The sequence below is a fragment of the uncultured Brachyspira sp. genome, assembly GCF_910578695.1.
In the GTDB taxonomy this organism is placed as follows: Bacteria; Spirochaetota; Brachyspiria; order Brachyspirales; family Brachyspiraceae; genus Brachyspira.
Genome location: NZ_CAJTQJ010000004.1, coordinates 17,495 through 30,147, shown reverse-complemented (window position 1 = coordinate 30,147; position 12,653 = coordinate 17,495). Strand labels below are relative to the sequence as shown.

The following is a 12,653-nucleotide window of genomic DNA, read 5'->3' as shown; positions in this document are numbered from 1 at the left end:
TCCCCCAACTTAATCTTCACCTATGCTCATAGGCATAATAATATAATAATAATCCTCTCTTTCTATCTCTTTCACCATAGTAGGGCTGGAATCTTTATTAACCATAAAAGTAACTATTTCAGAATCAATCTGCTTAATAACATCTTGAATATATGTATAATTATAAGCAACAGAATGTTCTTCGCCTGAATATTTTATATCAATTTCTTCTAAAGATTCTCCCATCTCCTGATTTATTCCTTTTACTTTAAGAGATTCTTCTGAAACATTTAATATCATTCTCTTTGAACGGACATCATTAATCATAGGAACAATTCTTCTTATAGCATCTAATAAATCATTTTTATTCACTCTGAAACTGTATGCAAACTCTTTCGGTATAACCTGTCTGAAATTAGGATACTTTCCTTCTATAAGACTCGATACGAAATCATATTTGCCAACTTGAAAATAAACCTGCTGTCCGTCTACGCCCATTTTTACCTGCTCAACTTCATCATAATTAGCAGTTACAAGTATTTCATTAAGTACTTTAGGTTCTATAATTATTGAAAAAGAGCCGTTCTCTACACCCTCAAATTCTCTCTCTATTACAGCCATTCTTCTGCCGTCAGTGGCAACAGCAAGGAATTTAGAGTCAGTTTTTTCAAAGCATATACCTCTTAAAGCAGGCTTAAAAGGTTCTTTAGCTATAGAAGAAATAGTTTTATTAATCATAGTAACTAATTCTTTTGTAGGAAGCATTATATAACTGATATCGCTATTGCTTTCAGGATAAGCAGGAAAATCATCTGTTTTCATTCCTATGATTAAGTGTTTAGTTTTTCCGTTTTCAGATTCTATATTTATTTTTTCATTTTCTTCAACATTTATTGTGATAAGCCCGTCAGGCATTTCTTTTAATATAGAGCTTATTTTTTTGGCATACACTGCTACAGAACCTTCTCCCTCGCAGTCATCAAGTATTATTCGGCTTCTAGCCCATACCGAACCGTCAGTAGCTGTTAATGTAAGCATATTGCCGGAAAGATGAAAAAGCACATTACTTTCTATATTATAAATTACTTTTCCTTCAACAACATTTTCTGTAACGCCGATAGATTTTACTATATCTTTTTTTAAACATCTAAATCTCATTGCTTCCTCTTTTTATTTTACTAATTTTTTCAAAATATAATATCATTATATATTTTATCATTAAAAAATATTTTTTACAATATATTTTACAAAATTGCAGTAATTATAAATTCGATAAATATCTATATATATCTTCATATCCTTCGTACTGGGCTATGTCTATAGGCATAAGAGAATAATTATCTTTTATATAGTCTTTAGCCCCAAGTTCTATAAGAGCAACAACGGCATTATATTTATTATAATAAACTGCCCAATGCAAAGCTGTTCTTCCTTCATTATCTATTTCATTTAATTGATTGCCGTACTCATATATATCCTTTATTATTTCAGTGTCTCCGTTAAATACTGCATACATTAAAAGAGTTTTACTGCTGCTGTCTCTTATTTTATAATCTATATTTTTTCTATTGTCTCTTATAAGTTTCTTTATATCATTAATACTTAATTTTCCATTTTCATTGAGTAATGCTTTCATCACTATTGTAAGTCCAGATGAGTCAGTTTCATTTATATTATTTGAAATTTTTGAAGAGTTTTTATTATAGTAAATATATATAAATAATGAAAAAATAATAAATACTGTAAGCAGTAATATGAAAATACTATTATTACTTTTTTCTTTTGTTGAAATTTTCTTAATAGTTTTTGAGTTTTTCTTATTTTTTTTATTAATCTTTTTCATATTTTTTTTATTAATTTTTTTCATAAAAATAACCTTAATATAAAAACATTAATGCTCATTATTTGTAATATATATAATAAAATATTATTATATACAATAATTAGAAATTTACTTGAAAAAATTAATATTTATCCTATACTTAATAATGCAGTATTATTAATAGTAATAATTTTAAGGAGAAATAAAAATGGAACTATTAGCCCATATTCTAGCAGCTGAAACCGATGAAGAGTTTATTAAGAAATTTTTAACGGAGCTGTTTACAAAAGATGAGCAGGATATGATACAGCAAAGATTAAGAATAATAACGCTCTTAAGGAAGAAAATGCCTCAGTATGAAATAGCCAAACATCTAAATGCAAGCCTTTGTTCAATAACAAGAGGAGCTAAAGAATTAAAAAAAGAAGACAGTGCTTTCGCAATAATAGTGGATAAATATCTTATAAATGATAAAAACTTTCAAGAATCTTTAAATAAATCAAAATAATAATATACTAATTTCATCAGCATAATCAAAATAGGACTTTTTTATAGATAAATAATCATTGGATATATTAAAATATTCTTTATTATTATTTATAATTTCATAGTACTTATTATAAAATACTTCATTAAAGTAGTTATTATATTTATGAATATTTATTCCTTTTGCTGTTCTTAGCGAAAGGAATATAAATTCTTTTTTTCTAGTCTCTATATCTAAGTATTCATTTTCTTTTATAGGAAGATTATTATTATCAATAAAATCAAAATAACTTTTAAGGATTTTTATATTATTATATCTGCTGTTATCATAACAGCCCGAGGCAGACACTCCTATACCTATATAATCTTTCATAAGCCAATAATTACTGTTATGAATAGAATGATAATTAGAAATAGAGTAATTTGAAATTTCATATCTTTTAAACCCAAGTCCTTCCAATGTGTCCGATGCTTTTTTATAATATATTACAGATTCATCATCGCTTGGAATTAAATATTTCCACTTTTTTTTAAGATATTCTGTAAGCTCCAAATAATAAAGAGAAATATGTTTTGTTTTCGCAAGTAAATCTAATGAGAATAATATATCATCTCTTATTTGATTTTCACTATTTAAAGGAAGCCCGCATATAAAATCAAGAGATATATTTTCTAAAGATGATTTATTTATTAATTTGAGTGCATTTATAATATCTCTTTTATCAGTATGCCTATTTATAATAGATAAGCTTTTTTCATTGAAAGTTTGAATGCCTAGAGAAAGTCTTATATTATATATATTTTCTAAAAAATTAATATACTCCTCATTAATATTATTTATATTTGATTCTATTGTTATTTCTTTAATTAAATCTGTATTTTTTAAATTTTTATTATGATGATTATAAACAATATTTAATATATTATCTAATAAATATTTTAATAAATCATAGCCCAATACTGAAGGAGTGCCTCCTCCCAAATAAATAGTTTCTATTTTTTGATTATAATTTTTAATTCTTAACTTAAGCTCTTTTATTAAATAATCAGAATATTTTTTATATATATTTTCATTATTCATATTGACAATAGAATAAAAATTACAATAACTGCATTTATATGTACAAAAAGGAATATGTATATAAAGTCCTGACATTTTTATTATATTAAGAAATCTTTTAATGAACTATATTTCTGAGAATGCATTTTTCTTAATGCTTTTTTTTCTATTTGTCTTATTCTCTCTTTAGTAAAAGAAAACATTTCTCCTACTTCTTTTAATGTTTTTTTATCCTGATCTATACCGTATCTTGCATTTACTATTTGCTTTTCTATATCTGATAAACTTTCAATAGCTGTTTTTAATTCTTCTACAAGCTCTTTATTTACAGCAATTTCTTCTGCATTTTCAGAAGTTTTATCTTCTATGGTATCTATAAGCCTGTATTTTATACCGTCATAATTATATTCGCCCTCAAGAGAAATATGCTCTGTACTCATAGACATAATATGAAGAATATCATTAGGATCTTTATTTAATATAGAAGCAAGCTCATTAACATCAGGAGTATAACCGCTTTTATAATAATATTGATGTACAGCTCTTTCTAAATCCACCAAATCTATAGCCTTATTTAAAGGAAGTCTTATAAGTCTCGATTTTTCATTGATAGCTCTTAAAATACTTTGTCTTATCCAATATACTGCATAAGATATAAAATGATATCCCTTATCAGGATCGAATCTGTCAGCTGCTATTATAAGCCCTAAATTTCCTTCGCTTATCAAATCTTCAAGTAAAAGCCCGCTGTTTTTATACTGCTTTGCTATAGTAATTACAAATCTTAAATTGCTTCTAATAAGTTTATTCCTTGCCTCAGCATCTCCCTCTTTTAATCTTTTAGTAAGTTCTATTTCTTCTTCTCTAGTTAAAAGCCTTTCTTTTTTTGCATCTGCAAAATATAATGATATATTATTTTGTTCTTCTGTATTAGTTTTTAAACTACTTTCTGACATACCTTAATACCCTTAAATTGGTTACTAATTATATCATTTTTAATTATTAAATCAAATTTATAAATATCTATTTGCCAGATTATGTACAACAGAATGATTAAAAGAATGCGAAGACTTATTAGCAGTAACTTTTCCTCTTATAGGTCTGCCTAATATATATAAATCTCCGATTATATCTAAAATTTTATGTCTTACAAACTCATTATCAAAATGAAGTTTAGTATTTATCACTTTTCCATCGCAAAGAAGTATATGGCTTCCTATCATACCGCTTCCAGCCATACCCATTTTTTGTGCATAGTCTATATTATCTATAGTATTAAATGATCTGGCTTTTCCTATCTCTTCAGTAAATTGATTAAAATCTTCAAATCTATATGTATATTTCTGAACGCCTATACTTCCTGCAAAATCTATGCGGAGACTTACTTCAAATCCGTCATAAGGAGAAAGTATTATATATGTTTCATTATCATTAACATTTCCATAAGTTAAAGTATCATCTATAACTATAGGCTCTATATAAGCATCTTGCTCTGCAAAACCAGCCTCTTTCAATGCATCGCAAAATACCAAAGCAGAACCGTCTACATTAGGAACTTCTCCGTCGCATTTTACTATTAAATTGGTTATTCCCATCATATGAAGTGCAGCCAAAAAATGTTCGGTAGTTTTTATATATCTGTTTCCTGATACTAATGCAGTAGAGTTAACTGCTCCTGATTTATCTTTAGAAAGTATATTATCATTAGAAAGTTTTATACGGGTATTTGTATTTATATCTATAAAAACTATTCCTGTATCAGCATCGGCAGGAACTAATGTTAATGCAGTTTTTCTTCCTTCCATTAAAGCAAATCCGCTTACTACAATGCTTTTAGCTATAGTTCTCTGCTTAATTTTATATTTTTCATTATGTTTTATATTATGATATTCTTTATTATTAGATTCAATGCTTTCATTTTTATTTTCATTTTCTCTGAATACTTCATCGCAGCTTGAAAGAAGTTTAGATATGCTGATAGGCTTCTCTAAAAAATCATAAGCTCCCATTTTAGTAGTTCTTACAGCAGTTTCAACTCCTGCATGTCCGCTCATTATAATTACAGCTGTAGAAGGATATTTCTCCTTTATATAAGACAAAATATCTAATCCGTCTACATCAGGAAGCCATACATCTAAAAATACTAAATTTATTTTTTTATTATTAAAAATTTGTTCTGCTTCTTTATAATTTTTTGCTATATCTACATCATAGCCTTCGCCTTCTAAAATACTCTGACATGTAGTAAGTATATCTTCTTCATCATCTATAATCAATATATTTTGTTTAGTTGTTACTGTCTGCATATTAAAAAATCTCACATTTTTATTTATAATATATATAATCTATTTACATAATAATATTTATATAAATATATATTATTAATTATATAAAATCAATATATAAATTATATTTGCTTTTAAATAATACTTATTTTTTAAAAAAACCTTAAAAATAAACAAATAGTTAACAAAATTATAAAAAATATTGTTTTTTTTTATATTAAATATAAAATATACTGAATTATTATTTTAAGGGATATTAAAGTGAAAGATTTGCTTATTGAAATATTAGTTGAAGAAATACCTGCTGATTTTGCATATCCTGCAAGTTTAAGTTTCAAAAAGATAGTAGAAAATATATTAAAAAGTAATGGTGTTAATTTTAGCTGTATCAATTCATATACTACTCCTAGAAGATTAGCTGTATTGGCAGAAAATGCAGAAGAGAAATCAAAAGATGAGATTATAGAATTTAGAGGACCTTTATTTGAAAGTGCTGTAAAAGACGGAGTTTTGACAAAAGCGGGAGAAGGTTTTTTAAAATCTCATAATATTAATGCAGATTCTATAAAAAATATAGATGAAAATGAATCATTTGATAAGCCGTATTTAAAAGAAGTAAAAGGCAGAAAATATATATTTGTAAAAAAAGAAAAAAAAGGAATAGAAACTAAAAAGCTGTTTGAAGAAAAGTTAGAAAATATTATTTCATCTATAGATTTCAAAAAGAAAATGAGATGGGGGGATAAAGATTTTGCTTTTGTACGCCCTATTAGAAATGTTCTTGCTTTATTCGGCGATGAAATTATTAAAACTGCTGTTGCAGGAATAGAAACTAATAATAAATTAACAGGACATAGGCTTCTTTCTCCTGAGTTTACTGAAATTAATAATCCTAAAGACTATGAAAAAATATTATTAGAAAAGCATGTTATAGTATCAAGAGAAAAGAGATTAGAAAATATTATTAATCAGCTTGAAAATATTGAAAAAGAGTATGGATTTGAATCTGTCTCAAAGAAAAAGGTGTCCGAAATAGTTGCGGATTTAGTAGAAGAACCTCATTTATTCACAGCTGAATTTGATTCAAAATTTTTAGAAGTGCCTAAAGAGGTATTAATAAGCGAAATGATTGAACATCAGAAATATTTTCCATTATGCAAAAAGGACGGTTCTTTAACTAATCTGTTCGTGATAACAGCTAATCAGCCTAAAACTACTCAGATAACAGCAGGAAATATAAGAGTTTTAACAGCAAGGCTTTCAGACGGAAGATTTCTTTATCAGGAAGATATTAAAAAAGGTATGGACGAAATGAATGAAAGACTTGAAATGCTTATGTTTAGAAAAGAACTTGGAAGTGTTTCCGATAAAGTAAAAAGACTTGAGAAGAATTCTGAGCTTTTAATAAATCTATTGGGATATGGTAAGGATAAAGAAAATATACTTAAAGCTGTTAAATATATGAAATCAGATTTAGTTAGTAATATGGTTTATAATTTCCCAGAACTTCAGGGTATAATGGGCGGATATTTTGCTAAGTCTATGAATCTTAATGATGATATTTCTTTAGCTATAAATGAACAGTATAAGCCTTTATTCGCTTCTGATGAAATACCTTCAAATGATACAGGTAAAACTATAGCTATTTTAGATAAAATGGATAATATTACTGCTGGTTTTTATGTAGGGGATATACCTACGGGCTCTCAAGATCCTAATGCTTTGAGAAGGCAGGCACTTGGCATTATAAATATACTTATAAAATCTAAAAAGCATATCAATCTTAAGAAATTAATAGAAGATTCTCTTAATTCTATGCCTAAAGATGCTAGAAATAATAAGAGCGAAGATTTGGTAAAAGATATATTTGAGTTTTTTAAATCGCGTTTTGAAAATGATATTGATTTTGCTAAAGATTCTATTACTGGAGTTTTATCTACGGGTATAGATGATATATATGACGCTTATCTAAAAATAGAGGCTATTGATGCATTTAGAAATAAAAATGGAGAGTTATTTTCTAATCTTTTAGCGGTATTTAAAAGGTTAAAGAATATTATTAAGTCTTCAAAAGATGCTAATTTAGATGAATCTTTATTAAAAGAAGAGGCAGAAAAATCTCTGTATAATATTTATAAAGAAAAATTAAGCGAAGTTAATAAACTTATGGAAAATAAAGAATATGAAAAAACATTCGCTTTGCTTGCAAGTTTATATGAGCCATTGGATAAATTTTTTAAAGATATTATGGTAAATGTGGAAGATGAGAAAATAAAAAATAACCGCATAGCTTTGCTTTCTTTAGCAGATAAAATTTTCAAAAATATGCTTGATTTTTCCAGCTTGATAAAATAAATAAAGATAAACGAACAGCTTATAACTGACGAAGGAAGTTATAAGTTAATTTAAAGCGAGTTTATCGCTAGCAACTGACATAAGGAAGTTGTCAGCTATTATTAAGCAAGTTTATTGCTAGCAACAATAAAAACTAATAATTTTTTTAAATACTAGAAAGCTAAATATAAAAATTATGAGTGTATGACATTCGTAGAATGGCAGGAGATAATGCCGATATCGGTACAAGTTTTTTTATTAGTAAATAAGAAATAGAAAAGTTATAATAATATTATGTTTTGTAATTATTGAATTAAATAAAAATTATTTAAATGTAAATATGAACTCAGTAAAGCTTTGGCATAAATAAAGAAAAACAATTATATAATTTATTAAAAAAGGGGCTTTTTAGTTATCTAGGATAGCCCCAAATTATTTATATAAACAAAAAAAGCCTCCCTTAAATATTTAAGAAAGGCTTATAATTTTTATTTCTGATTATTAAAAAACTTTTATGCTCCCATATCCATTATACTTTCATTAAGCATATCATCATTATTCATATCATCAGGTAAGTAATTAGGAAAATCATTAGGCGAAGAAGGTACAGTATTACTGCCGGGATTGGATCTTGCTTCATATTTCTCTAATATTCTCGCAGCAACATTTGCTTCCATCAAGCTTAATAGATAAGAAGTAGTACTGCTTCTTCCTTCAGCAGCAGCTATAGCGTCCATTTCTAATAATACATCTATTACTAAATCATCAGATCCATTTGCCGCCAGCTGATTAAGTAATGCTACAGAGTTTTGAGGAGGCATACTGTTGATTTTATTAGCTAAGTCAGTCAATACTAATTGATATTGAGAAGATTCATCCATAGTAGCCTGATAATTAGACCAAGCATTTAAAAGGTTTTGTCTGTCTTGTTCTATTAATTCGGACTGAGTATTTAATTCCATTGCTTTGCTTGCTATTAAAGATTCCTGAGCCTGCAAATCTTTCTCTCTTAAATTAAAGGACTCTCTCATTTTATTAAGATCATCTCTTGCAAGAAGAGTCATATCTTCAACTCTTGGTTTTTGCATAAACCTTGTTAAAAAACTAGGTGCATTCGGAGCTATTTTATTACGCATTAAAGTATAATAATTAACAACACCGAATATATCAAACATATATAATACTGCTATAAATGCTATTAAATTTACTATAGTTAAAATACCTATTTTTAATCTCATAACCTTTAATCACCTTACTGCAAATATAATAATTATGATAACATAATATATATAAAAAACAATATATTATTTGAATTTTGTTATCATAATTATTATCGTAATAAAAAAATATTTAGTTATCATATTTTTTTGTTTATTAATATAAAAAAATATGAAATATATGCAGTTATAAAAATACTTATTTACTGCTTTATTATATTTACATTTTATGTTATTATTAAGTTTTAATATACAATATTTTTAATTTTCGCATTAATAATTTTAAGGAGTTTATGACTAATGGGGGCAATGGATTTAGTATTCAAATTGATATTCGGCTCTAAAGAACAAAATGACGCTAAAATATTAAAGCCTATAGCAGAAAAAACATTATCATTTGAAGAAGAAATAAAAAAATTAAGCAATGAAGAAATTGCAAATAAAACAAAAGAGTTTAGAGAAAGAGTAGAAAAACATATAGGATGCAAAACAGAAGAATTAGATTTAAGCAAAGATGAAAATAAAAAGAAACTCCAAGATATATTAGATGAAATACTTCCTGAAGCATTTGCCGTTGTAAGAGAAGCTAGTATAAGAACTACAGGTATGAGACATTTTGATGTGCAGATTATGGGAGGGGCTGTACTTCATCAGGGAAGAATCGCAGAGATGAAAACAGGCGAAGGTAAAACTCTTGTGGCTACTCTTGCTGTTTATCTTAATGCTTTAACAGGACTTGGCGTGCATGTTATTACGGTGAATGATTATCTTGCTAAAAGAGATGCTGAATGGATGACGCCTATATATTCTATGCTTGGTATAAGTATAGGAATACTTGACAATACAAAACCGCATTCCCCTGAAAGAAGAGCCGTTTATAACTGTGATATTGTTTATGGTACTAATAATGAATTCGGATTCGACTATTTAAGAGATAATATGGTTACAAGAAAAGAGGATAAAGTTCAGAGAAAATTCTATTTTGCTATAGTAGATGAGGTTGATAGTATTTTGATAGATGAGGCTAGAACTCCTCTTATAATATCAGGACCTGCTGAAAAAAATATTAAAATGTATTATGAAATTGACAGAATAATACCTATGCTTAAACAGGCGGAAGTAGATGAAAGAATGCGTGAAATTGCAGGCACAGGCGATTATGTATTAGATGAAAAAGATAAAAATGTATATCTTACAGAAGAAGGAGTACATAAAGTAGAAAAACTTCTTAATGTAGAAAATTTATACGGAGCTCAAAGCAGTACAATAGTACATCATGTTAATCAGGCATTAAAGGCACATAAAGTATTTAAACGCGATGTTGATTATATGGTTGCAGACGGAGAAGTTTTAATTGTAGATGAATTTACAGGACGCGTACTTGAAGGAAGAAGATACAGCGACGGACTTCATCAGGCAATAGAGGCTAAAGAAAAAGTTGCTATACAAAATGAATCGCAGACTTATGCTACAATAACATTCCAAAATTATTTCAGAATGTATCCTAAACTTTCAGGTATGACAGGTACCGCAGAAACAGAGGCTGAAGAATTTTATAAAATATACAAATTAGATGTTGCTGTTATACCAACTAATAAGCCTATAGCAAGACAGGATTTATCAGACAAAATATACAGAACAAGAAAAGCTAAATTTGAGGCATTGGCAAAATATATTAAAGAACTTCAGAACTCTGGAAAACCTGTACTTGTGGGTACTGTATCAGTGGAAATGAATGAAGAGCTTTCTAAAATCTTTAAAAGACATAAAATAAATCATGAAGTTTTGAATGCTAAAAACCATTCGAGAGAAGCTGCAATAATAGCACAGGCTGGAGAACCGGGAGCAGTTACTCTTGCTACAAATATGGCTGGAAGGGGTACCGATATTGTACTTGGCGGGAATCCTGTTGCTAAAGGCATTGCTGAAATAGAACAGATACTTGTACTTATGAAAGATAAGGCTTTCAAAGAGAGAGATCCTTATAAAAAAGAAGAATTAACAAAAAAAGTTAAATCTATAGATATCTATAAAGAGGCTTTTGTAAGAAATGTTATTGCAGGCAAAATTGAAGAGGCTAAAGAATTAGCTGAAAAAAATAATGCATTAGAAATGACAGAAAAAATAGATAGAATAATTCAGATAAATGAAAAGTCTAAAGCAGATAAAGAAACAGTACTTGCTGCAGGAGGCTTGCATGTTATAGGAAGCGAAAGACATGAAGCTAGAAGAATTGATAATCAGCTTAGGGGAAGAAGCGGAAGACAGGGCGACCCTGGACTTAGCGTATTTTTCTTATCTCTTGAAGATGACTTAATGCGTCTTTTCGGAGGCGAGAGAGTTTCAAGAATGATGCTTGCTATGGGAATGGGCGAAGAAGAGGAATTAGAACATAAATGGCTTAATAAATCAATAGAAAATGCTCAGAGAAAAGTTGAGGGCAGAAACTTTGATATAAGAAAAAATTTGCTTGAGTATGATGATGTTATGAATCAGCAGCGTATGGCAGTTTACGGAGAGAGAGATTATATACTTTACTCTGATGATATATCTGCCAGAGTAGAAGAAATTATATATGAAGTAACAGAAGAAACAATTGAAGATATATCTGTAAATAAAAAGAATGTTGATGCTTTGGAAGTAACAAAATGGCTTAACAGTTATTTAATAGGCATAGAAGAAGATGCTGCTAATAAGGCTGTAGAGGGTGGAGTTGATAATTCTGTAAAAAATATAAGCAGACTGCTGTTAGAAGCATACAGAAAAAAAGCGTTAGAAACAGATGAAAAAATATTCAGAGAAGTAGAAAAAAATATATTCCTTTCAATAATAGATAACAGATGGAAGGATCATCTATTTGCTATGGACAGTTTAAGGGAAGGCATAGGGCTTAGAGGATATGCTGAAAAAAATCCTCTTACAGAATACAAATTAGAGGGATATAAAATGTTTGTAGCTACTATGAATGCTATACATAATGAGCTTGTAAACCTTATAATGAGAGTAAAAATAATACCTAAATCATTTGAAAGTATTGAGAGAGAAAGTGCATTTGACGGAGGAATTGAAGAAAAGTTAAGTGCAAGTGCTATGACTCAAAATATGCAAAGCAAAGTAAAAGCCTCTCAGGCTAATGTTAAGATGACTCAGAAAATAGGAAGAAATGATCCTTGTCCTTGCGGAAGCGGTAAAAAATACAAACATTGTCATGGAAAGGATAATACGAATTAAGTAAAGAAAAAAGAAAATAAATTAAGGGGCTGCCCTAAATAACTAAAATTTATTATTGCTAACTTAAAACTCAATATATTAAAATTATTTTAGTTATTCCTCCATTTTGCAAATGTCAGAAAGGATTAACAAACAATTTTTATTAGTAATAATAAAAACTAATAATTTTTTAAATGCTAGAAAACTAAATATAAAAATTGTGAGTGTATAGCAAATTCGCCGAAGGCGTACAGAGTAAT

General features: G+C 28.0%; 9 protein-coding genes. 3 read left to right on the top strand and 6 right to left on the bottom strand.

Translation table 11 applies throughout. The annotated features are described in order from the left end of the window. Window positions 1-9: 9 nt before the first annotated feature. On the bottom strand, window positions 10-1,137 hold the full coding sequence (dnaN, locus tag QZ288_RS02075; protein WP_295154447.1) for a DNA polymerase III subunit beta: 1,128 nt from the start codon (window positions 1,135-1,137) through the stop codon (window positions 10-12). Between the two features lie 103 nt (window positions 1,138-1,240). Further along, window positions 1,241-1,822 carry an ankyrin repeat domain-containing protein gene (locus tag QZ288_RS02070; RefSeq protein ID WP_295154614.1) on the bottom strand — a complete coding sequence of 194 codons (582 nt, stop codon included), beginning with the start codon at window positions 1,820-1,822 and terminating at the stop codon, window positions 1,241-1,243. A 187-nt stretch (window positions 1,823-2,009) separates the two neighbouring features. Between QZ288_RS02070 and QZ288_RS02065 the strand changes: the two genes are divergently transcribed. Continuing rightward, the gene (locus QZ288_RS02065; RefSeq protein WP_295154445.1) at window positions 2,010-2,309 is read left to right on the top strand and encodes a Trp family transcriptional regulator; all 300 of its coding nucleotides are present in this window, start codon (window positions 2,010-2,012) and stop codon (window positions 2,307-2,309) included. On the opposite strand, the gene hemW is transcribed toward QZ288_RS02065, so the two are convergent. Genes hemW through lpxC form a run of 3 tightly spaced genes read right to left on the bottom strand, consistent with a single transcriptional unit; the run spans window position 2,301 to window position 5,653 of the window. Further along, window positions 2,301-3,443, bottom strand: coding sequence for a radical SAM family heme chaperone HemW (hemW, locus tag QZ288_RS02060; protein WP_295154443.1), 1,143 nt, complete (start codon window positions 3,441-3,443; stop codon window positions 2,301-2,303). The genes QZ288_RS02065 and hemW overlap by 9 nt on opposite strands. A gap of 5 nt (window positions 3,444-3,448) precedes the next feature. Further along, complete coding sequence (locus tag QZ288_RS02055; RefSeq protein WP_295154441.1) at window positions 3,449-4,303, bottom strand: RNA polymerase sigma factor RpoD/SigA; 855 nt, start codon at window positions 4,301-4,303, stop codon at window positions 3,449-3,451. A gap of 57 nt (window positions 4,304-4,360) precedes the next feature. Continuing rightward, on the bottom strand, window positions 4,361-5,653 hold the full coding sequence (gene lpxC, locus QZ288_RS02050) for a UDP-3-O-acyl-N-acetylglucosamine deacetylase (RefSeq protein ID WP_295154439.1): 1,293 nt from the start codon (window positions 5,651-5,653) through the stop codon (window positions 4,361-4,363). 240 nt (window positions 5,654-5,893) lie between these two features. On the opposite strand from lpxC, the gene glyS reads away from it, so the two are divergent. Beyond that, window positions 5,894-7,987, top strand: coding sequence for a glycine--tRNA ligase subunit beta (gene glyS, locus QZ288_RS02045; RefSeq protein WP_295154438.1), 2,094 nt, complete (start codon window positions 5,894-5,896; stop codon window positions 7,985-7,987). Window positions 7,988-8,478: 491 nt separating this feature from the next. On the opposite strand, the gene QZ288_RS02040 is transcribed toward glyS, so the two are convergent. Continuing rightward, a complete protein-coding gene (locus QZ288_RS02040; protein ID WP_295154436.1) occupies window positions 8,479-9,204 on the bottom strand; it encodes a flagellar protein FlbB in 726 nt (241 codons plus the stop codon). Between the two features lie 279 nt (window positions 9,205-9,483). Between QZ288_RS02040 and secA the strand changes: the two genes are divergently transcribed. Next, complete coding sequence (gene secA / locus QZ288_RS02035) at window positions 9,484-12,414, top strand: preprotein translocase subunit SecA (protein WP_295154434.1); 2,931 nt, start codon at window positions 9,484-9,486, stop codon at window positions 12,412-12,414. The last annotated feature ends 239 nt before the right edge of the window (window positions 12,415-12,653 follow it).

Bases quoted from the DNA above. Each gene is read 5' to 3' on its own strand.
- dnaN (WP_295154447.1), bottom strand. From the start codon at position 1,137: ATGAGATTTAGATGTTTAAAAAAAGATATAGTAAAATCTATCGGCGTT.
- QZ288_RS02070 (WP_295154614.1), bottom strand. From the start codon at position 1,822: ATGAAAAAGATTAATAAAAAAAATAAGAAAAACTCAAAAACTATTAAG.
- QZ288_RS02065 (WP_295154445.1), top strand. From the start codon at position 2,010: ATGGAACTATTAGCCCATATTCTAGCAGCTGAAACCGATGAAGAGTTT.
- hemW (WP_295154443.1), bottom strand. From the start codon at position 3,443: ATGTCAGGACTTTATATACATATTCCTTTTTGTACATATAAATGCAGT.
- QZ288_RS02055 (WP_295154441.1), bottom strand. From the start codon at position 4,303: ATGTCAGAAAGTAGTTTAAAAACTAATACAGAAGAACAAAATAATATA.
- lpxC (WP_295154439.1), bottom strand. From the start codon at position 5,653: ATGCAGACAGTAACAACTAAACAAAATATATTGATTATAGATGATGAA.
- QZ288_RS02040 (WP_295154436.1), bottom strand. From the start codon at position 9,204: ATGAGATTAAAAATAGGTATTTTAACTATAGTAAATTTAATAGCATTT.
- secA (WP_295154434.1), top strand. From the start codon at position 9,484: ATGGGGGCAATGGATTTAGTATTCAAATTGATATTCGGCTCTAAAGAA.